19 protein-coding genes are annotated in these 19,439 nt (G+C 67.7%); 10 read left to right on the top strand and 9 right to left on the bottom strand.

The window, feature by feature from the left end; translation table 11 throughout:
- Nucleotides 1-68 precede the first annotated feature (68 nt).
- From LQ772_RS10450 to LQ772_RS10460, 3 genes are all read right to left on the bottom strand, one after another.
- Nucleotides 69-1,517: an N-acetylmuramoyl-L-alanine amidase gene (locus LQ772_RS10450; RefSeq protein ID WP_231320690.1), complete on the bottom strand. Its 1,449-nt coding sequence runs from the start codon at nucleotides 1,515-1,517 to the stop codon at nucleotides 69-71.
- 162 nt (nucleotides 1,518-1,679) lie between these two features.
- Nucleotides 1,680-2,138 carry a tRNA (adenosine(37)-N6)-threonylcarbamoyltransferase complex ATPase subunit type 1 TsaE gene (gene tsaE / locus LQ772_RS10455; protein ID WP_231320691.1) on the bottom strand — a complete coding sequence of 153 codons (459 nt, stop codon included), beginning with the start codon at nucleotides 2,136-2,138 and terminating at the stop codon, nucleotides 1,680-1,682.
- Nucleotides 2,135-3,619: an NAD(P)H-hydrate dehydratase gene (locus LQ772_RS10460; RefSeq protein WP_231320692.1), complete on the bottom strand. Its 1,485-nt coding sequence runs from the start codon at nucleotides 3,617-3,619 to the stop codon at nucleotides 2,135-2,137. The genes tsaE and LQ772_RS10460 overlap by 4 nt, the downstream gene beginning before the upstream one ends.
- A gap of 40 nt (nucleotides 3,620-3,659) precedes the next feature.
- Here LQ772_RS10460 and queG point away from each other — a divergent pair, with 40 nt between their 5' ends.
- Nucleotides 3,660-4,733: a tRNA epoxyqueuosine(34) reductase QueG gene (gene queG, locus LQ772_RS10465; protein WP_231320693.1), complete on the top strand. Its 1,074-nt coding sequence runs from the start codon at nucleotides 3,660-3,662 to the stop codon at nucleotides 4,731-4,733.
- Nucleotides 4,734-4,797: 64 nt separating this feature from the next.
- Here queG and pgi read toward each other — a convergent pair whose 3' ends face one another.
- Complete coding sequence (gene pgi, locus LQ772_RS10470; protein ID WP_231320695.1) at nucleotides 4,798-6,426, bottom strand: glucose-6-phosphate isomerase; 1,629 nt, start codon at nucleotides 6,424-6,426, stop codon at nucleotides 4,798-4,800.
- A gap of 147 nt (nucleotides 6,427-6,573) precedes the next feature.
- The gene (gene panD / locus LQ772_RS10475) at nucleotides 6,574-6,960 is read right to left on the bottom strand and encodes an aspartate 1-decarboxylase (RefSeq protein ID WP_231320697.1); all 387 of its coding nucleotides are present in this window, start codon (nucleotides 6,958-6,960) and stop codon (nucleotides 6,574-6,576) included.
- A 217-nt stretch (nucleotides 6,961-7,177) separates the two neighbouring features.
- Here panD and metG point away from each other — a divergent pair, with 217 nt between their 5' ends.
- Nucleotides 7,178-9,277, top strand: a complete 2,100-nt coding sequence (gene metG / locus LQ772_RS10480; protein WP_231326013.1) for a methionine--tRNA ligase — start codon at nucleotides 7,178-7,180, stop codon at nucleotides 9,275-9,277.
- Between the two features lie 22 nt (nucleotides 9,278-9,299).
- On the opposite strand, the gene LQ772_RS10485 is transcribed toward metG, so the two are convergent.
- Nucleotides 9,300-9,593: a hypothetical protein gene (locus tag LQ772_RS10485; RefSeq protein ID WP_231320698.1), complete on the bottom strand. Its 294-nt coding sequence runs from the start codon at nucleotides 9,591-9,593 to the stop codon at nucleotides 9,300-9,302.
- 77 nt (nucleotides 9,594-9,670) lie between these two features.
- On the opposite strand from LQ772_RS10485, the gene LQ772_RS10490 reads away from it, so the two are divergent.
- Both LQ772_RS10490 and nth read left to right on the top strand, forming a co-directional pair.
- Nucleotides 9,671-10,285, top strand: coding sequence for an RnfABCDGE type electron transport complex subunit B (locus tag LQ772_RS10490; RefSeq protein ID WP_231320700.1), 615 nt, complete (start codon nucleotides 9,671-9,673; stop codon nucleotides 10,283-10,285).
- Nucleotides 10,282-10,923, top strand: coding sequence for an endonuclease III (nth, locus tag LQ772_RS10495; RefSeq protein ID WP_231320703.1), 642 nt, complete (start codon nucleotides 10,282-10,284; stop codon nucleotides 10,921-10,923). Before LQ772_RS10490 ends, nth begins: the two co-directional genes overlap by 4 nt.
- Nucleotides 10,924-10,950: 27 nt before the next feature.
- Here nth and LQ772_RS10500 read toward each other — a convergent pair whose 3' ends face one another.
- The 3 genes from LQ772_RS10500 to LQ772_RS10510 form a co-directional block, all read right to left on the bottom strand.
- The gene (locus LQ772_RS10500) at nucleotides 10,951-11,727 is read right to left on the bottom strand and encodes a sulfite exporter TauE/SafE family protein (RefSeq protein ID WP_231326016.1); all 777 of its coding nucleotides are present in this window, start codon (nucleotides 11,725-11,727) and stop codon (nucleotides 10,951-10,953) included.
- A gap of 51 nt (nucleotides 11,728-11,778) precedes the next feature.
- A complete protein-coding gene (locus tag LQ772_RS10505) occupies nucleotides 11,779-12,204 on the bottom strand; it encodes a protein tyrosine phosphatase family protein (RefSeq protein ID WP_231320705.1) in 426 nt (141 codons plus the stop codon).
- Between the two features lie 282 nt (nucleotides 12,205-12,486).
- Nucleotides 12,487-13,740 carry a porin gene (locus LQ772_RS10510; RefSeq protein WP_231320707.1) on the bottom strand — a complete coding sequence of 418 codons (1,254 nt, stop codon included), beginning with the start codon at nucleotides 13,738-13,740 and terminating at the stop codon, nucleotides 12,487-12,489.
- A gap of 194 nt (nucleotides 13,741-13,934) precedes the next feature.
- On the opposite strand from LQ772_RS10510, the gene rnt reads away from it, so the two are divergent.
- The 6 genes from rnt to phoU all read left to right on the top strand — a co-directional run bounded on the left by rnt (nucleotide 13,935) and on the right by phoU (nucleotide 19,397).
- Nucleotides 13,935-14,594: a ribonuclease T gene (rnt, locus tag LQ772_RS10515; RefSeq protein ID WP_231320708.1), complete on the top strand. Its 660-nt coding sequence runs from the start codon at nucleotides 13,935-13,937 to the stop codon at nucleotides 14,592-14,594.
- An 80-nt stretch (nucleotides 14,595-14,674) separates the two neighbouring features.
- Nucleotides 14,675-15,763: a phosphate ABC transporter substrate-binding protein PstS gene (pstS, locus tag LQ772_RS10520; RefSeq protein ID WP_425600785.1), complete on the top strand. Its 1,089-nt coding sequence runs from the start codon at nucleotides 14,675-14,677 to the stop codon at nucleotides 15,761-15,763.
- A 152-nt stretch (nucleotides 15,764-15,915) separates the two neighbouring features.
- Nucleotides 15,916-16,923 carry a phosphate ABC transporter permease subunit PstC gene (pstC, locus tag LQ772_RS10525; protein ID WP_231320709.1) on the top strand — a complete coding sequence of 336 codons (1,008 nt, stop codon included), beginning with the start codon at nucleotides 15,916-15,918 and terminating at the stop codon, nucleotides 16,921-16,923.
- Nucleotides 16,923-17,786, top strand: a complete 864-nt coding sequence (pstA, locus tag LQ772_RS10530; protein ID WP_231320710.1) for a phosphate ABC transporter permease PstA — start codon at nucleotides 16,923-16,925, stop codon at nucleotides 17,784-17,786. Before pstC ends, pstA begins: the two co-directional genes overlap by 1 nt.
- Nucleotides 17,779-18,585, top strand: a complete 807-nt coding sequence (gene pstB, locus LQ772_RS10535) for a phosphate ABC transporter ATP-binding protein PstB (RefSeq protein ID WP_425600786.1) — start codon at nucleotides 17,779-17,781, stop codon at nucleotides 18,583-18,585. The genes pstA and pstB overlap by 8 nt, the downstream gene beginning before the upstream one ends.
- A gap of 92 nt (nucleotides 18,586-18,677) precedes the next feature.
- Entirely contained in the window at nucleotides 18,678-19,397 is a 720-nt protein-coding gene (gene phoU / locus LQ772_RS10540) for a phosphate signaling complex protein PhoU (protein ID WP_231320711.1), read from the top strand.
- Nucleotides 19,398-19,439 lie beyond the last annotated feature (42 nt).

Below are 19,439 nucleotides of genomic sequence, written 5' to 3' on the forward strand. Positions count from 1 at the left end.
TTAAAGGGTGGCGGTGGCATTGCCCATGCCAGGACGCCCTTCTGGAAGCAAAGAAAAAGCGGAGCTGATCAGCCGGCCGGAATGGCCAGCACCGCGCCTGTCTGCACCGTATCGCTGCTCATGCGATTGGCACTCTTGAGCGCATTCACGCTGACGCCGTACTGGCGCGCGATGCTGCCCAGGCTCTCCCCCCGCGAGACCCGGTGCAGGTCGCGCACGTTGGCGTCGGCGCGCGTGTCCGCCACCGCCACAGCGGGCTTGGCGGCGGAAGCCAGGGTGCCGTTGCGGCGCATGGCCTGCGCGGCGAACCAGGTGCCCTGCGGCGGGGTCGCCTCGAAGTAGTTGCGCACGCCGCCCATCACCGCCTCGGCCAGCTGGCGCTGATGCGCCGGATCGCGCAGCTTGCGCTCCTCGGCCGGATTGCTGATGAAGGCGGTCTCGACCAGGATCGATGGAACGTCCGGCGAGCGCAGCACCACGAAGTTGGCATGCTCGACGTGGCCACGATGGGTCGGCCCCAGGTTGGCCAGCGCCTTGAGCACGTTGCCGGCGATCGACTCGCTGGCCTGGATGGCGTAGCCCTGCTGCAGGTCCAGCAGTACCGCGGCCAGGCTGTCGTCCTTGTCGTCCAGCGAGACGCCGCCGATCAGGTCGGCGCGGTTCTCGCGGTCGGCCAGCCAGCGCGCGGCCTCGGACGTCTTGCCGCGCGGCGACAGCACCCACACCGACGAGCCCTTGGCGTCGCTGCTGGTGAAGGCATCGGCGTGGACCGAGACGAACATGTCCGCGTTCTGCTCGCGGGCGATCTGGTAGCGGCGCTTGAGCGGGATGAAATAGTCGCCGTCACGGGTCAGTACGGCCTTCATGCCGGGTTGGCGGTTGATCTCGGCGGCCAGGGCGCGCGCCACCGCCAGGGTGACGTCCTTCTCCTGCGTGCCGCTGGGTCCGTGCGAGCCGGGATCCTTGCCGCCGTGGCCGGCGTCGATCGCGACGATCACCTTGCGCTCGCCGCCGAGCAACGCGGCAGCCTGCCTGGCGCCCTTGCCCTCGCTGGAGGTCGGCTTGACGCTGGCCAGCACGCGCGGCGCACGGTCGTCCGCCGTATCCGCGATGGCCCCGTCCTCGCCAGGATAGAGGTCCAGCACCAGGCGGTAGCCATGCTCGCCGGCAGGCTTGAGCAGGAAGCTCTTCGGCCGGGATCCCCCGGCGGCATGGGCCACCAGATGCAACTCGCCACCCGAAGCGCGACTGTCCAGGCCCTTGTACAGGCCCTGCGCCACCGGCGCGTCGAAACCGCGCGCCAGGCCACCGCCGGGCAGCTCCAGCTCGACTGTGTTCCCGTCGCGGCGCAGCTTGTAATCCACCGGGCCGGACAGATCGAACACGATGCGGGTGTAATCCGGGCCCGCCCAGACGCGGGCGCCCTGCACATCGGCCGCCTGCGCCGGGCGCAACGGAAGCGCGGCGGCGAGAGCCACCAGAGCGAGACTTCCCAGGCGCGCAAACGTACGTGTCATGGCGTCGCATTGAAACGCAGCAAAAATGCGATTGCAAGGGTTTTTCCCTTGGATATCCATAACCTGCATCGCATTTGTCATGGCAACCCAAGGTATGGCCGCCAAGCCGCGCTTTCCCGGAGCAAAACCACCTAAAGCACTTTTTTCTTACGGAACCGTAACTTAGGACTCCCCCAAACGTCCCAGCAGGGCCCTGCCCCGGTCGCTGTGCGGGACCGCTTTGGCACACCGCCCGGGGTCCGCATGATCCAGCTCCAGGACGAGGTCCGGGGCGGGCAAGGCACCGGTGCCCCGCTCGGGCCACTCGACCAGCACCAGCGCGGCCGGATCGCCCAGGGCGTCCAGGCCCAGCCATTCCAGCTCGCCCGGATCGGCGATGCGGTAGAGGTCCAGATGCCAGGCGGTGAGCGCGCCCGCGCGATAAGACTCGACCAGGCTGTAGGTCGGGCTCTTGACCCGCTCACCCACGCCCAGCGCGGTGAGCAACGCACGGGCGAAGCTGGTCTTCCCGGCGCCCAGGTCGCCGTGCAGGTAGAACACCAGGCCGCCGTCGATCGCCGCGGCGAAGCGTTGTGCCAGCGCGGAGGTGGCGGTTTCGTCGGGGAGGGTCCAGTAGCTCATGCATCCAGTCCGTTCAGCAGGCGACGCAGCGGGAACAGCAGGTCGCTGGCGACAAGGCCTCGCTCGCCCGCGCGTGCCGCGTGGTCGCCGGCGCGCGCGTGCAGCCCTACGCCGAGGCGGGCCGCATTCCAGGCGGTACAACCCTGCGCCAGCAAGGCGGCGATGAGGCCGGTCAGCAGGTCGCCCATGCCGCCGGAGGCCATGCCCGGATTGCCCCATGGACAGACGTCCAGACGGCCATCCGGACCGGCGATCAGCGAACCCGCGCCCTTGAGCACGGCCACAGCGCCGAAGCGCTGCGCAAGCGCGCGGGCAGCGGCGAAGCGGTCACCCTCGACCTCGCCGACGGAGCAACCGAGCAACCGTGCGGCCTCGCCCGGATGCGGCGTGAGTACCGCGGGCCGGGCCGGATCGAAGCGCCGCGGCTCGGCCGCGAGCAGGTTGAGGCCATCGGCGTCCAGCACCAGCGGCAGCGGGCTGTCCAGGGCGGTCAGCCACAGCGCGTGGCCCCACGCGCCCTGTCCCAGGCCTGGGCCGACCGCCAGCACGGTGGCGCGATCGAGCAGCGGCTCCAATGCCTGGGGACCGTTGACCGCGTGCGCCATCAGCTCGGGGCGTGCGGCGTTGAGCGCGACCAGGTGTTCGTGGCGCGTGGCCACGCTGACCAGGCCCGCGCCGCCACGCAAGGCGGCCTCGCCGCAAAGACGGATCGCGCCAGCGGTGCCGTGGTCGCCGCCCATGGCGAGCACATGGCCGTTGCGCCCTTTGTGGTCGTCGCGCGGGCGAGGTCCCAATGTGCCCGCTTCGAGCAGGCGGGCATCGGGCGTCTCCTGCCACAGGCTGTCGGGAAGGCCCAATGTGGCCAGTTCCACGCGCCCCGTGTGCGCACTGGCCTGCCCGGTGTGCAGGCCGCGCTTGGCCGCAATGAAACTTACCGTGAGGCTGGCGCGGATCGCCGCGCCCGGGCAATGCCCGGTGTCGGCATTCAGGCCCGAGGGCACATCCAGCGCCAGGATCGGCTTGCCGCTGGCGTTGAGCCGTTCGATCAAGCCGGCCGCGGCCGGTTGCGGCGGCCGGTTCAGGCCGGTGCCATAGAGCGCATCGACATGGACGTCGGCGTCCGGCAACGATGATGTTCCATGCCAGCGATGCATCGGCACGCCCGCCTGCTCGCAGGCGGTCCGGGCGCTGGCGGCATCGCCCTCGCCCGGGGACTCCGCCAGCGCGAGCACGTCGGCGACCAGCCCGGCCTCATGCGCCAGCAGCGCGAGCAGGTAGCCGTCGCCACCGTTGTTCCCGGGCCCGCAGTACACCGCGATGCGCTGCGCCTGCGGCCAGTGGCGGCGCAGGCTGGCGAACGCCGCGGCGGCCGCGCGGCGCATGAGCTCATAACCGGGAATGCCCAGCTCCCCGATCGCGCGCCGGTCCAGTGCGCGCACCTGGGCGACGGTATAGAGGGCGTGGCGATGCGGCGCGGTCATCGGGCGATTATAGGTGCGGGCTCGCCCTTACAATGGCGTCATGTCCGTTGTTCCCTCCCACGACTACGCCGCGCTGGCCCATGACATCAAGCAGTGGGCGCGCGAGCTGGGATTTGCCCAGACCGCCATCAGCGGCGTCGAACTGGGCGAGGACGAGTCGCACCTCGAGCAGTGGCTGGGCGATGGCCTGCATGGCGAAATGGATTACATGGCCCGCCACGGCACCCGCCGCAGCCGCCCGGCGGAGCTGGAACCGGGCACCTTGCGGGTGATCTCGGTGCGCATGGACTACCTCGCGCCCGGCACGAGGCACGCCTGGGACGTGATCAACGACGGCGAGGCCGGCTACGTGGCGCGCTACGCGCTGGGCCGCGATTACCACAAGCTGATGCGCAACCGGCTGCAGAAGCTTGCCGAACGCATCCGCGAGGCCATCGGCGAGTTCGGCTATCGCGCCTATGTGGACTCGGCGCCGGTGCTGGAGAAGGCGCTCGCGCGCAACGCGGGCCTGGGCTGGATCGGCAAGCACACGGTACTGATCAACAAGGATGCCGGGTCGTATTTCTTTCTCGGCGAGCTCTACACCGACCTGCCGTTGCCGATCGATCCGCCCGCCACGGCCCACTGCGGCACCTGCTCGCGCTGCATCGACGTGTGCCCGACCCAGGCGATCCTGGGGCCCTACCGGCTCGACGCCCGTCGTTGCATTTCCTACCTCACGATCGAGCTCAAGGGCTCGATCCCCGAGGAATTGCGGGCGCCGATGGGCAACCGCATCTTCGGCTGCGACGACTGCCAGCTGGTGTGTCCCTGGAACAAGTTCGCGCAGGACGCCACCGAGCCGGACTTCGCGCCGCGGCACAGCCTGGACGGTGCGAAGCTGGCGGAGCTGTTCGCGTGGAGCGAAGAGGAGTTCCTGCGCCGCACCGAAGGCATGGCAATACGGCGCACCGGTTACGAGGGCTGGCTACGCAACATCGCGGTGGCGTTGGGCAATGCGCCACATACCTTCGAGGTGATTGCCGCTCTGCATACGCGAGCTGGCCATTCCTCCCCGGTCGTCCGCGAACACGTGGCCTGGGCGCTGGCCCGACACGGCGAGCAGCCTTTGTAGGGCGGGCTTCAGCCCACCGCCCCGATGGCACAAAGAACCGGTGGGCTGAAGCCCACCTCTGCTGCTACTTGCGGCGCTCGCGGATCGCTGCGATCAACTCGCAGGTTGCCGCATCCAGCGGGGGCACGTCCGACGCTTCGCCGCGCAGCGCCGGCAGGATCTGCCGCGCGATGCTCTTGCCCAACTCCACGCCCCACTGGTCGAACGCGTTGATGCCCCACAGGTGGCCCAGCAGGAACACCTTGTGCTCATACATCGCGATCAGCGCACCCAGGCTTTCGGGCGTGAGTGCATCGAGCAGGATCACCGAGCTCGGGCGGTCGCCCGGGAACGTCCGCTGTGCGGCCAGTTCGCGACCGCCGGCGGGATTCTCGGCCAGCGCCTCGTCCGCGGTCTTGCCCAGCGCGAGCGCAGCCGCCTGCGCGAGCAGGTTGGACAGCAGCGCATCGTGGTTGCCGTGCAGCGGGTGCGCGGGATTGACGACACCGATCAGGTCCAGCGGCACCACCTCGGTGCCCTGGTGCAGCGCCTGGAAATAGGCGTGCTGCGCGTTGGTGCCGACGCTGCCCCACACCACCGGCACGGTCGGCTGCCCCACCGGCGCGCCCTGTGGCGTGACCGACTTGCCCAGGCTTTCCATCTCCAGCTGCTGCAGGTAGCTCGGCAAGTCGCCGAGCAGGTCCGCATACGGCACCACCGCGCGCGTGGGGAACCCCAGCACGTCGCGGTTCCAGATTTCGGTCAAGGCCAGCAGCGCCGGCAGGTTTTCCTGCCAGGGCGCGCTGCGGAAGTGATCGTCCATCCGAGCGGCGCCGGCCAGCACGGCACGAAAGCCCTGCATGCCGATCGCCAGCGCCAGCGACAGCCCGACCGCCGACCACAGCGAGTAGCGCCCGCCGACGAAATCCCACATCGGGAAGATCTGCCTGAGCGGCACGCCCCAGCTGCCCGCCACCTCGGTGTTGGCGCTGACCGCCAGGAAATGGCGCGCCACCGCGCGCTCGTCACCGCCGCAGGCTTCCGAAATCCAGCCGCGCAGCACGTTGCCGTTGAGCAGCGTCTCCTGCGTGGTGAAGGTCTTGGAGACCATCACTACGAGCGTGGTCTTCGGATCCAGCCGGTTGGTCAGGTCGTAGGCCGCCTGGCCATCGACGTTGGTCAGGAAATGGCTGCGCACCTTCGGCGTGCGGAACGGAGCCAGCGCGGCCACCGCCAGGCGCGGGCCCAGGTCCGAGCCGCCTATGCCGATGTTGACGACGTCGGTGACCGTCCCGGGCAGGCCGAGCGCCTCCTGGCGACCGTCATGGATGGCATCGACCAGCTCGCCGATACGATCGAGCGTGGCCTCGATCTCGCTGCGTGCCTCGGCGGGCGCGGGCGAAGGCATGGATGAACCACCGGCACGCAGCGCCGTATGCAACACCGCGCGCCCCTCGGACGTGTTGATCGGCTCGCCGGCGAACATCGCGTCCCGGGCGGCCTGCCAGCCACCGGCTTCCAGCTGCGCGCCCAGCGCATCGAGCGCCGCCAGGTCCAGCTTCTGCCGGCTGAGGTCGAGCAGCAGCGGCCCCGCGCGATGACGCAGGCGCGCCCCGCGGCCGGGGTCGGCGATCAGCGTGCGCAGGTGGGTCTGCGAAAGGCGGCGGGCGTGGTCGGCGAACAGCGAGGCGTACGTCGGGACGTTGGCTGGCATGGGCAGACGCGCTGGCAAGGGAAGCCTTGCATCTTAAGCCGTGCACGCGTGAGGAACACGTAGGACCCACGCAGCACGGGCTTCAACCCACCGCGCCTTATCGCCCCTTGCGGGTGGGCTGATGCCCACCCTGCTGTCTGGCGCGGATCAGGCGACAGCCATCTGCTTGGGGATCGACCGATTGGTGTGGCTGATCCGGTTGCCGGCGCCCACGTACACCAGCGTCGGCTGGAACTTCTCCAGCTCCGCCTCGCTGAGCTGCACGAACGCGGCGATGATGATCAGGTCGCCGGCCTGCGCACTGCGTGCGGCGCTGCCGTTGACCGAGATGATCCCCGAGCCTTCCTCGGCGCGCAGCGCGTAGGTCACGAAGCGCTGCCCGCTGTTGATGTTCCACGCGTGGATCTGCTCGTACTCGCGGATGCCCGAGGCATCCAGCAACAGGCCGTCGATCGCGATCGAGCCCTCGTAGTGCAGCTCCGCGTGGGTCACCGTGGCGCGGTGGATCTTGGCCTTGAGCATGTTCAGGTGCATGACAGTTGTGTTTCCGGCAGGAACAGCCTGCGTCCCGCAATTATCGAACCCCTGACGCTGCGCTGCAACATCGAACCGCCGTGGCAGGAGCGCACCCCGTCCGCAACCACCCGCACCCGGGCCGCGCGCAGGGTGCGCTCCCACAGGGGCTTCCGCGCGTTCAGCCATCCAAACCGCGCATGCCATAATGCGCGATCCCGTCGCAATGCCACCCGCCATGACCCGCCGCCTGCTCGTCACCAACGCCCTGCCCTACGCCAACGGCCCGCTGCACATGGGCCACTTGCTGGGCTACATCCAGGCCGACATCTGGGTGCGCGCGCAGCGCATGGCTGGCAACGAGGTGGCGTACGTCTGCGCGGACGACGCGCACGGCACGCCGATCATGCTGGCGGCTCAGAAGGCGGGCATGACGCCGGAGTCCTTCATCGAGGGCATCCGCGCCGGGCACGAGGCCGACTTCGCCGACTTCGGCGTGGACTTCGACCACTACCACTCGACGCACTCGGAAGAGAACCGCGAACTGGCGACGCTGATCTACACGCGCCTGCGCGACGGCGGATCCATCGCGCGACGCAGCATCAAGCAGCTGTTCGATCCGGAGAAGGAAATGTTCCTGCCGGACCGCTACATCAAGGGAACCTGCCCACGCTGCGGCACGCCCGACCAGTACGGCGACAACTGCGAGAACTGCGGCGCCACCTACGCGCCGACCGACCTGCTCGAGCCCTACTCGGTGGTCTCCGGCGCCGCGCCGGTGCTGCGCGATTCGGAGCACTATTTCTTCGAGCTGTCCAAGTTCGAGGCGCTGTTGCGCGACTGGTTCGCCGGCCGCTACACCGACGCCAAGCCGGTGGCGAACGCGGGCGTCGCAGCCAAGCTGCGCGAGTGGCTGGACGGCGGGCTGAAGGACTGGGACATCTCGCGCGACGCCCCCTACTTCGGTTTCCCGATCCCCGATGCGCCGGGCAAGTTCTTCTACGTCTGGCTGGACGCGCCGGTCGGCTACCTGGCCAGCTTCAAGGCGCTGTGCGACAAGCGTGGCCTGAAGTTCGACGATTTCCTCGCCCCGTCCAGCCACGCCGAGATGCACCACTTCATCGGCAAGGACATCATCAACTTCCATGGCCTGTTCTGGCCGGCGATGCTGCACGGCGCCGGTTTCCGCACGCCGACCGCGCTACACGTCAACGGCTACCTCACCGTCAACGGCGCGAAGATGTCCAAGTCACGCGGCACCTTCATCCAGGCGCGCACCTATCTGGACGCCGGCCTCAACCCCGAGTTCCTGCGCTACTACTTCGCCAGCATGCTGGACGACGCGCCGGTGGACGTGGACCTGGACCTCAAGGCCTTCGAGGAACGCGTCAACTCGCACCTCGTCGGCAAGTGGGTGAACATCGCCAGCCGCACCGCGGGCTTCGTGCACAAGTTCTTCGACGGTCGCCTCGCCACGCGCCACGGCGCCGCCGAACAGGCGCTGTGGAACACGCTGCTGGAGCACTACGACGGCATCGACGCACTCTACGACGCGGGCGATTTCGCCGAAGTCACCCGCCGCTTCGTGCTGATGGCCGACCTGGTCAACGGCCACATCGCCGCTACCGCGCCCTGGACCATGGCCAAGGACGAATCGCGCCGCGTCGAGCTGCACCAGGTGTGTTCGTTCGCCTTGGCCGCCTTCCGGCTGCTGGCCGGATTGCTGAAGCCGATCCTCCCGGCCACCGTGGCGGCGGCCGAGGCCTTCCTCAACGCGCCCATCGTCGACTTCGACGAGGCCCGCGCGGAGTTGCACAACCATTCTATCGGCCCGTTCGAGCCGCTCCTCGGCCGCATCGATCCCAAGCGCATCGAGTCGATGGTCGATGCGTCCAGGGAATCGCTCACGCCCGCCCCGGCGGCCGCACCCAAGCCATCCAGAGAAAACCGCAAGCCCATGACCGAACCTGCCGCGCCCGCCGCAAACCCGCCCTCCGCCACGCCCGCCACCATTTCCATCGACGACTTCGCCAGGCTCGACCTGCGCATCGGCAAGGTCATCGCCTGCGAGTTCGTGGAAGGCTCGGACAAACTGCTCCGCTTCGAGCTGGACGCGGGCCCGCTGGGCACGCGCCAGATCTTCTCCGGCATCCGCGCCGCCTACCAGGAGCCGGAAAAGCTGGTGGGCCGCAACGTGGTGTTCATCGCGAACCTGGCGCCGCGGAAGATGCGATTCGGCCTGTCCGAGGGCATGATCCTGTCCGCCGGCGACGGCGGCGGCGACCTGTTCCTGCTGGACGCCGACCAGGGCGCCAAGCCCGGCGCCACCGTCCGCTAGGCAGGATGTCCTGCAGGAAAACTCAGCGCGCGTAGGTGACGAAGAAGCCCACCAGGTCGCCGTTCTCGTTGTACGCCGACAGGTCCACCACGTGGTAGCCGCGCGCGGCGTACTCGGCGTGCGACTCGGTCAACTTCTTCGCCATGTGGTTCTTGCGGAAGCCCAGCGTGGCGTCGACGAACACCGTGACGGCATCGCCCGACACGGTTTCCGCCCGAACCGGCGCGGCATGGGTGAGCAACAGCGTACCGGTCATGCCGATCGCTGCGGCGAGCAGCAGCGAGGCGACACGCACGGAGGGACGGAAAAAGGTCATGGGAAGCTCCTGCCGACTTGCGGGACAATAGAGCGCCGATTATGCCGATGCCCGTCCGGTAACGCGCCCGGAACACCATGAACGACGTCACCGATCTTGCCATCCGCATCGACGCCCTGCTGCCGCAGACCCAGTGCGAGCAGTGCGGCTTCCATGGCTGTCGCCCGTATGCCGAGGCGATGGCGCGCGGCGATGCGCCGATCAACCGCTGCCCGCCCGGCGGCGTGGCCGGCATTGCCAGGCTGGCGGCGCTGTTGGACACGCCCGTGCTGCCGCTCGATCCCGACCACGGCGTGGAGAAGCCGCGCATGCTCGCACGCGTGGTCGAAGCCGACTGCATCGGCTGCACAAAATGCATCCAGGCGTGTCCGGTCGATGCGATCGTCGGCGCGGCGAAGCTGATGCACACCGTGATGCCGGACCACTGCACCGGTTGCGAACTGTGCGTGCCGGCCTGTCCGGTCGACTGCATCGTGCTCGAGCCCATGCCGCTGGCGCAGGTCGAGGATCCGGCGCACGCGGAAGCTTCCCGCGCGCATTTCCTGCGCCGCGAGTCTCGCCTTGCCCGCGAACGCGCCGAGCGCGAGGCCGAACTGGCCGCGCGCAAGGCTGCGGTCGATGCGCCCACCACGCCGACAAACCCGGTGCTGGCCGCACTCGCCCGCGCCCGCGCCAAACAGGGCTCCGCATGAAGCGCGCCGATATCGTCGAACTGTTCACGCGCCTGCGCGAGCTCAATCCCCACCCGACCACCGAACTGGAATACCGCACGCCCTTCGAGCTGCTGGTGGCGGTGGTGCTCTCGGCGCAGGCCACCGACGTGGGTGTCAACAAGGCGACCCGCAAGCTCTACCCGAAGGCCAGCACGCCGCAGGCGATCCTGGCGCTGGGCGAGGAGGGCCTGAAGCGCTACATCAGCACGATCGGCCTGTTCAACGCCAAGGCGAAGAACGTGATCGCGCTGTGCCGCATCCTCATCGAGCAGCACGGCGGCGATGTGCCACGCACGCGCGAAGCGCTGGAAGCCCTGCCAGGGGTCGGCCGCAAGACCGCCAACGTGGTGCTCAATACCGCCTTCGGCGAGCCCACCATCGCGGTGGACACGCACATCTTCCGCGTCTCCAACCGCACCGGCCTCGCGCCGGGCAAGGACGTGCGTGCGGTCGAGGACAAGCTGGAAAAAGTGGTGCCGGCCGAGTTCAAGAAGGACGCCCACCACTGGCTGATCCTGCACGGCCGCTACGTGTGCAAGGCACGCAAGCCCGACTGCCCGATCTGCCCGATCCGCGACCTCTGCAAGTATCGGCACAAGACGCCGCCCGCGCCGTAGGCCATAGGGTGGGCTGCGAAAGCCTGCTCAGGCGACGTGCGTCAGCGAGCGGTAGAGCATGTAGATCGCCACGACCACGATCACGCCGGCGAAGACCACGTTGAGCGCACCGCGCGTGCCGGCCAGGCGCCGCGCGCCCAGGGCACCCAGCCAACCACCGATCACGCCACCGCCGATGAACTCGGCCGCGATGCGCCAGTCGACCAGGCCCGATGCCGCGTAGTTGCCCGCGGTGGTCGCTGCGAAGGTACCGACGGAGAACAACGAGGTGCCGATCGCGTTGATGATCTCCATCCCGCTGGCGAACATCAGCCCGGGCACGATCAGGAAGCCGCCGCCGATCCCGAAGAACCCGGCCAGGCCGCCAGCGCCGATGCCGACGGCGCCCAGCCGCGGCAGGGTATTGGGCAATGGATAGCGATCCGCCGCCCCGTCGCGCCGCCCGCGCAACATCAGGAACGCCACCACCAGCATCAGCAACGCGAACAACGCCAGCAGCCGATGGCCGTCCATCGCCTTGCCCACGCTCGATCCCAGCCAGGCGCCGAGCACGCCGGCCGCGGCGAACACGAATCCCGCGCGCCAGCGCACGTGGCCGGCGCGCGCGTGCGGCAGCAGGTTGGCGAAGGCGTTGGCCGACACGGCCACCGCGCTGGTGCCGATCGCCAGGTGCGGATCGCGCACGCCGACGACGTACAGCAGCAGCGGCGTGGCCAGGATCGACCCGCCGCCACCGATGAGGGCCAGCGAAAACCCCACGGCGGAGCCGCACAGCACCGCCAGCAGTTCGCCAATCCCGGGCACCAGGCTCACGGGGTCGCCCAACAGCGGGACACGTCGCCGGACCGCGTTGGATCAGGCATGCCGCATCGCCCGCAGCCGTGGCGCGAGGGCCGCGATGTCATAGCCTGCCTCGCCGGCCGCCTTCACGATCGCGTCGGCGTCGCCGGCGCGGGCGGCCTGTAGCGCCCACAACGTGGTCGAACGCGTGCCGGTGCGGCAGAAGGCCAGCACCGGCGCAGGCAGTTCCGCCACCGCCCGTGCCATGGCCTCGATGACGGCGGCTTCGTACTGCCCGGGCACGACCGGGATGTCGCGGTAGGCCAGTCCGCGCGCGGCGGCGGCCTGCGCCATCTCGGCACTGGACGGCTGGTCGTCCGCTTCCCCGTCCGGCCGGTTGTTGATCACGCTGCGAAACCCGGCGGCTTCGAGGTCGGCCATCTCGCCGGGCAGGATCTGCGGCGACACGCTGATCTGGTCGGTCAACTTGCGGATGTGCATGAAGCGCTCCTGTGGTCGACGGTGAGCGCAGGTCGCTTTTCGCAGGAGCCCATTCGTGTGCGACACCTGAGCTTCGATGGCGCATCAGGAAGAGAGCATCGCCACGAGCGGGCTCCTGCAAAGACAACCTCGCAACCCTCAAAAAAAATAACGGCGGGCTTGCGGCCCGCCGTTGTCCCTCCCTGGGTAGAACTCCCTTCCGATAACCACTCCTTGACACGCGGCTAATGATCCACGGGCCGCGTGAAGGTTTGTTCAAGAAGCGCCAAACGCAGCGCCCGCCTAGAACGCGACCTCGCCGAACACGCCGATTTCGTTCGTCTTGACGTTTTGTACATGCGGCGGCACCGGATCGGCGACCGAATGTTCGGCCTTTTCGTGCTTCCACACCGCGGCCAGTTTGAAGCCCTTGGTCACCTGGTACTGCAGGCCGAGGTTGTAGTAGACGTCCTTCGCGCCGTCGTCCAGGTCCTTGCTCAGCTTGGCGTTGTCGTAGCGGGCGAACAGCGCGACGTCATCGGTGAGCGCCACCGACCCCCACAGCGAGTAGCCGTCGGCCTTGTCCTCGACCGGGCTCAGCACCAGGTTGCCCCAGTTCTTGGCGGTGAAGTACTCGGCACCCACGCGCACTTTCTTGTCCTGGTAGGCGACCATCACATCGCCGCGCTGCGCGGTGTTCGGCGCATCGATGCTCTCGGTTTCCTTGCCCAGGTGACCGCTGTAGCCGCCGACGGCGACGATCATGCCTTCGAACGGAACGAAGCCCACGCGACCTTCGATGTCCACGCCCTTGCTGCGGCTGGGGTTCTTGTAGCCGCCGCCGTTGACGACCGACACCGCGTAGTTGGCGACCTTGTTCGCGCCGAGGTCACCGCCCAGGTGCAGGCCCCAGTCGGCCGAGTTGGCGTACTTCAGGCGGTCGGTCAGGGTGTTCTCGACGTAGCGGAAGCCGTAGTAGCTCTCCACGAACGGAATCCACGGCATGTCCGCCGAACCGATGCGCAGCACCGCCGCCTGGTCGAACTTGCCCTGCACGTAGGCCTTCTTCACGAACAGGTTCGTCTCGCCGTCGGCGCTGACATAGTTGAAGTCGGTGGTGAGGTTGGCCGACCAGATGTCGTTGAACTGGTGGTCCACGCCCAGGTAGAAGCGCTTGACGTCCAGGCCCGTGCCCGAGGCATCGGTCTTGCCGGTGTCGCTGTTCTTCTGGTCGATGTTCGAGAAGTCGAAGAACATCTTGCCGGAGAACTTGGTGTCGGCCAGCGCCTTGTCGAGCGACGAGGCCGAGCTGGCCTGCGACTTCTGCAGCGCCTCGATGTTCTGGCCCGTACTCACATTGATGTCGGACTGCGCATCGGTGCGCTGTTCCAGCTCGTCCATCTTGGCCTGCAGGGCGGCCAGCTGGGCCTTGAGCTGCTCGACCTCGGCGCTGCGCGCAGAGGACTGCGCATCCTGCGGGACCGGTGCCGCGTGCACGCCGGCGGCTGCCAGGCCCAGACCGGCGGCGACCGCCACCACGAGCATCTTCGAACGCATGTAATTCTCTCCACTGTTGGTAGGAACCACTCGACCGCCCCCTTCGATCCTGGATGGCCAAGCAGGGACAGGCGGCAGGATGCGGCGCGTCGTTTACGGTTCCGTGCCGGTTGCGTGACAGAACGAAGACAGTGCGCATCGTGCGCAGACGCGGACTTCGCGAGCGCGCCACCGGGCGCTGATATGCTTCGTCGATGGAATACGTAAGCAACAGCATGGCCGCCCGCATGTGCCAGCGGTTCCGCGGCTTCATGCCGGTGATCGTGGACGTGGAAACCGGCGGCTTCGATGCCGAGCACGACGCGCTGCTGGAAATCGCCGTGGTCACCCTGGCGATGGACGGCGAGGGGTACCTGCACCCGCGCGCCCCGGTGTTCACGCACGTCGAGCCGTTCCCCGGCGCCCGCATCGACCCGCGCTCGCTGGAGATCACCGGCATCGACCCGGACAATCCGCTTCGCGGCGCGTTGTCGGAGCGGCAGGCGCTGGACCACGTGTTCAATCCGGTCCGCCAGGCCATGCGCGAGAGCGAATGCCAGCGGGCCGTACTGGTCGGCCACAACGCGGCCTTCGATCTGGCCTTCCTCAACGCGGCCGTGCGCCGCTGCGGGCACAAGCGCAACCCGTTCCATCCTTTCAGCTGCTTCGACACCGCCACGCTGAGCGGCCTGGCCTACGGACAGACCGTGCTGAGCAAGGCGGTGCAGGCAGCGGGCCATGCATTCGACGGACGCGAGGCGCATTCGGCCATCTACGACGCCGAGCGCACGGCGGAACTGTTCTGCTCGATCGTCAACCGCTGGCGGCGGCTGGAAACGCTCGAGCGCGACCAGGTCGGACTGACGCTGACCTGATCGCTTTCATGACAGCCGGATGCGGCGTGTCATCACGCTGCAACATTCATCTCATCTCATTGCAACACCGCTGACCTCAAATGCGTCCGCCGGGAATCCGCCCGCGACGCACCATCTTGAGAGGACTGACCGTGTTGAATGCAACCACCACCGTTTCCCGCCTCGGTACGGCTGCCGTACTGGCTGCCGCCTCGCTGCTGGGTGCCAACGGCGCCCAGGCGACCGACATCACCGGCGCCGGCTCGAGCTTCGTCTACCCCGTGCTGTCACGCTGGTCGGCGAACTATGCCGAGAAGACCGGCAACCACCTCAACTACCAGTCGGTCGGCTCCGGTGCCGGCATCGCGCAGATCAAGGAAGGCACGATCGACTTCGGCGCCTCCGATGCGCCGATGAAGGCCGAGGACCTCCAGAAGTTCGGCCTGGGCCAGTTCCCGGTGGTGGTCGGCGGCATCGTGCCGGTGGTCAACATCGCCGGCGTGCAGGCTGGCCAGATCAAGCTCGACGGCGCGACGCTGGCCGACATCTTCCTGGGCAAGATCAGGAACTGGAGCGATCCGAAGATCGCCGCGCTCAACGGCGGGCTCAAGTTGCCGGCCGGCAAGATCACCGTCGTGCACCGCTCCGACGGTTCGGGCACCTCGTTCAACTTCACCAATTACCTGTCCAAGGTGAGCCCCGAATGGGCCGGCCAGGTCAAGTTCGGCACCTCGGTCGACTGGCCGACAGGCGTGGGCGGCAAGGGCAACGAGGGCGTGTCGCAGTACGTCAAGCAGATCAAGGGTTCGATCGGCTATGTCGAATACGCCTACGCGGTGAAGAACAAGATCAGCTGGATCGACCTGAAGAACGCCGCCGGCAACGTCGTCGCTCCCAACGCCGACAGCTTCGCCGCCGCGGCCAGCACCGCCGACTGGGCCAGCGCGAAGGACTTCAACCTGATCATGACCAACGCCCCGGGCGCCAAGGCTTGGCCGATCACCGCGACCACCTGGGTGATCATGTACAAGCAGCCGAAGAATGCCGAGCACAGCAAGGTCGCCTTCGACTTCTTCAAGTGGGCGCTGGAGAACGGCCAGGACCAGGCCGCCGCGCTGGACTACGTGCCGCTGCCGCAGAGCCTGGTGCAGAAGATCGAGGCCTACTGGGCGTCGGAATACAAGCACTGAGCGACGACCGATGCCTTCCCCCGCGCCGCGGGGGAAGGCGCCGGCCGGGCCGATCGGGGGCGATCCTGGCGATACGCCCCATCGGTCTTCCGGCCCCACCGGGGGAAGCAACAGCATCCCTCGCCTTTGACCCGCACGGCTGATCCCTACTGATGTCCACTATCCCCGCTTCCGTCGCGCCCGAACAGCGGGCAAGCCACGACGCCCGCCACGATCGCCTGTTCGCCGGCCTGCTCAAGGCCTGCGCGATGATCGTCCTGGCGGCGCTGCTGGGTGCGGCGTTCGCCACACTGTGGGGTGGGCGCGAGGCGTTCAGCACGTTCGGCTGGCACTTCCTCACCAGTTCCGCGTGGGACCCCAGCAGCCAGGAATACGGCGCGCTGGTGCCGGTCTACGGCACGCTGGCCACCTCGTTCATCGCGCTGCTGATCGCGGTGCCGGTGAGCTTCGGCATCGCTCTGTATCTTTCGGAAGTCGCACCGCGCTGGCTGCGTACGCCGGTCGCCTCGGCGATCGAGCTGCTGGCGGGCATCCCTTCGATCATCTACGGCATGTGGGGCCTGTTCGTCTTCGCGCCCTTCTTTGCCGAACACATCAAGCCGTGGCTGACCAATTACCTGGGCAACAACCCCGATGACGGCAATCCTTCATGGATCGCCACGCACATTCCGTTCGTCGGCAAGATGTTCGCCAGCGACTATCCGTTCGGCGCCAGCATCCTGGTTGCCGGCATCGTGCTGGCGATCATGATCATCCCGTTCATTTCCTCGGTGATGCGCGAGGTGTTCCAGACCGTACCCACGCGCCTGAAGGAGTCGGCCTATGCGCTGGGCTCGAGCACCTGGGAAGTCTCCTGGGACATCGTGCTGCCGTACACGCGCTCGGCGGTGATCGGCGGCATCTTCCTGGGGCTGGGTCGCGCGCTGGGCGAGACGATGGCGGTGACCTTCGTGCTCGGCAACGCGATGGACCTGTCGGCCTCGCTGCTCGACCCGGGCGCCTCGATCGCCTCGACCATCGCCAACCAGTTCAGCGAGGCGGTAGGCCTGCAGAAATCGGCGCTGATGGCGCTGGCCTTCCTGCTGTTCGTGGTGACCTTCATCGTGCTGCTGATAGCGCGGCTGATGCTGCGCCGACTGGCCAGCCGGGAGGGCCGCTGATGGACATGCTGTACCTGCGCCGCCGCCTGACCAACGCGCTGGCGCTCATCCTGAGCACGCTCGCCACGCTGATCGGCCTGGCGTTCCTCGCCTGGATCCTGTGGGAGACCCTTCGCCAGGGGATCGCCGCGCTGGACCTCAAGCTGTTCACCAGGATCACCGCCTATGGCGACCAGGGCGGCCTGGCCAATGCGATGGTCGGCAGCCTGATCATCAACTTCGTGGGCATCGCCATCGCCACGCCGATCGGCGTGCTGGCGGGAACATGGCTGGCCGAGTACGCCAACCGCACGCGACTGGGCGAAACCGTCCGCTTCTTGAATGACATCCTGCTTTCCGCGCCCTCGATCGTGATGGGCCTGTTCGTCTACACCATCATCGTGTTGCCGAGCACCGCGCTGACCCACGGCAACACCACGTTCTCCGGTTTTGCCGGCGGCGTGGCGCTGGCGCTGATCGCGCTGCCGGTCATCGTGCGCACCACCGACGAGATGCTGCGACTGGTGCCTTCGACGCTGCGCGAGGCGGCGCTGTCGCTGGGCGTGCCGCAGTGGAAGCTCACCTCGCAGATCCTGCTGCGCGCGGCGCGTTCGGGCATCGTCACCGGCGTACTGCTGGCCCTGGCGCGCATCAGCGGCGAGACCGCGCCGCTGCTGTTCACCGCCTTTGGCAACAACTTCATGACGCTCAACCCGATGGACAAGATGTCCAGCCTGCCCCAGGTGATCTACCAGTACGCCAACGACCCGGGCGAGGCGATGCATGCACTGGCCTGGGCCGGCGCCTTCGTGGTCACGCTTTTCGTGCTTCTGCTCAGCCTCGCCTCCCGCCTGCTGTTTACCCGCAAGGTGTCACATGATTAATGCCGCTGCCCTCGCCCTGGCGCCGTCGATGGCGCCGCCCGTGACCGAGCCCAAGCTCAAGGTCCGCGACCTGAATTTCCACTACGACAGCTTCCATGCGCTGAAGAACATCGCCATGGACGTTCCCGAGAAGCAGGTCACCGCGATCATCGGCCCTTCCGGCTGCGGCAAGTCCACGCTGCTGCGCATCTTCAATCGCATCTACGCGATCTATCCGAAGTTGAAGGCGACCGGTTCGATCGAACTGGACGGCGAGAACATCCTCGACCCGCGCTATTCGCTCAACCGCCTGCGCAGCAAGGTCGGCATGGTGTTCCAGAAGCCGGTGCCGTTTCCGATGACGATCTTCGAGAACGTCGCCTATGGCATCCGCCATCACGAGCGGCTGTCCAAAGCCGACATGGAGGCGCGCGTGGAGCAGGCCCTGCGCGGCGCGGCGCTGTGGGACGAGGTGAAGGACAAGCTCAAGCAGAACGCGCTGGGCCTTTCCGGCGGCCAGCAGCAGCGACTGTGCATCGCGCGCGCGATCGCGTTGCGCCCCGAGGTGCTGCTGCTGGACGAACCCACCTCCGCGCTCGACCCGATCGCCACGGGTCGCATCGAGCAGTTGATCGAGGAGCTGAAGAGCCAGTTCACGATCGTGATCGTGACGCACAACATGCAGCAGGCCGCGCGCGTATCCGACCGCACCGCCTTCATGTACCTGGGCGAGCTGATCGAGTTCGACGAAACCGAGAAGATCTTCACCAAGCCCGGCAAGAAGCAGACCGAGGATTACATCACCGGCCGCTTCGGCTGATGCCTGGAACCTGCACCACGCCTTGACGTCCATCCCGCGCAGCGGGAATGACGCACGGACGATGCAAACAGCGCGACCACCATGAGGCTCCCATGAGCAGCAAAGACCACATCATCAAGAGCTACGACAGCGAGCTGGCGCGCCTGACCGGCGAAATCGTGCGCATGGGCGAACTGGCGGCCGCGCAGCTGGAGGCGGCAATCGACGTCGTCGAACGCCGCGACGACCGTGCGGCCCAGCGCGTCGTCGCCAACGACGATGCCATCGACGCGCTGGAACAGGAGATCAGCCACGACGTGGTGCGCCTGCTCGCCCTGCGCGCCCCGATGGCGGGCGACCTGCGCAATGTGTTCGCCGCGTTGCGCATCGCCTCCGACATCGAACGCATCGGCGACTACGCCGCCAACGTGGCCAAGCGTTCGATCCCGCTCTCGATGGTGGCGCCGGTGACGCCCACCAGCGGCCTGGGGCTGCTTGCCAAACTGGCCGCGGCCGAGGTGCGCGACGTACTGACCGCCTACGCGCGGCAGGACGCCGAGCAGGGCTACCAGGTGTGGAAGCGCGACGCCGGACTGGACGAGGCCTACACCGGCTACTTCCGCCAGTTGCTGACCTACATGATGGAAGATCCGCGCAACATCACGCCCTGCACGCACCTTCTGTTCATGGCCAAGAACATCGAGCGCATCGGCGACCACGCGACCAACATCGCCGAGAACCTCTGGTACCAGGTGTATGGCGAGCCGCTGGACAAGCAACGGGACAAGCGCGACCTGACGTCGAATCCGGAAATGCCCAAGCTGGGAGGCTGAGGCAAGGCCCATCTTCCCTTCGGAGCCCTTTCTCCACAAAAG

It is taken from the genome of Frateuria edaphi, assembly GCF_021117405.1.
Taxonomy (GTDB): Bacteria; Pseudomonadota; Gammaproteobacteria; order Xanthomonadales; family Rhodanobacteraceae; genus Frateuria_A; species Frateuria_A edaphi.

Coding starts and splice junctions, on each gene's coding strand:
- LQ772_RS10450 (WP_231320690.1), bottom strand. CDS start 1,517: ATGACACGTACGTTTGCGCGCCTGGGAAGTCTCGCTCTGGTGGCTCTC.
- tsaE (WP_231320691.1), bottom strand. CDS start 2,138: ATGAGCTACTGGACCCTCCCCGACGAAACCGCCACCTCCGCGCTGGCA.
- LQ772_RS10460 (WP_231320692.1), bottom strand. CDS start 3,619: ATGACCGCGCCGCATCGCCACGCCCTCTATACCGTCGCCCAGGTGCGC.
- queG (WP_231320693.1), top strand. CDS start 3,660: ATGTCCGTTGTTCCCTCCCACGACTACGCCGCGCTGGCCCATGACATC.
- pgi (WP_231320695.1), bottom strand. CDS start 6,426: ATGCCAGCCAACGTCCCGACGTACGCCTCGCTGTTCGCCGACCACGCC.
- panD (WP_231320697.1), bottom strand. CDS start 6,960: ATGCACCTGAACATGCTCAAGGCCAAGATCCACCGCGCCACGGTGACC.
- metG (WP_231326013.1), top strand. CDS start 7,178: ATGACCCGCCGCCTGCTCGTCACCAACGCCCTGCCCTACGCCAACGGC.
- LQ772_RS10485 (WP_231320698.1), bottom strand. CDS start 9,593: ATGACCTTTTTCCGTCCCTCCGTGCGTGTCGCCTCGCTGCTGCTCGCC.
- LQ772_RS10490 (WP_231320700.1), top strand. CDS start 9,671: ATGAACGACGTCACCGATCTTGCCATCCGCATCGACGCCCTGCTGCCG.
- nth (WP_231320703.1), top strand. CDS start 10,282: ATGAAGCGCGCCGATATCGTCGAACTGTTCACGCGCCTGCGCGAGCTC.
- LQ772_RS10505 (WP_231320705.1), bottom strand. CDS start 12,204: ATGCACATCCGCAAGTTGACCGACCAGATCAGCGTGTCGCCGCAGATC.
- LQ772_RS10510 (WP_231320707.1), bottom strand. CDS start 13,740: ATGCGTTCGAAGATGCTCGTGGTGGCGGTCGCCGCCGGTCTGGGCCTG.
- rnt (WP_231320708.1), top strand. CDS start 13,935: ATGGAATACGTAAGCAACAGCATGGCCGCCCGCATGTGCCAGCGGTTC.
- pstS (WP_425600785.1), top strand. CDS start 14,675: ATGCGTCCGCCGGGAATCCGCCCGCGACGCACCATCTTGAGAGGACTG.
- pstC (WP_231320709.1), top strand. CDS start 15,916: ATGTCCACTATCCCCGCTTCCGTCGCGCCCGAACAGCGGGCAAGCCAC.
- pstA (WP_231320710.1), top strand. CDS start 16,923: ATGGACATGCTGTACCTGCGCCGCCGCCTGACCAACGCGCTGGCGCTC.
- pstB (WP_425600786.1), top strand. CDS start 17,779: ATGATTAATGCCGCTGCCCTCGCCCTGGCGCCGTCGATGGCGCCGCCC.
- phoU (WP_231320711.1), top strand. CDS start 18,678: ATGAGCAGCAAAGACCACATCATCAAGAGCTACGACAGCGAGCTGGCG.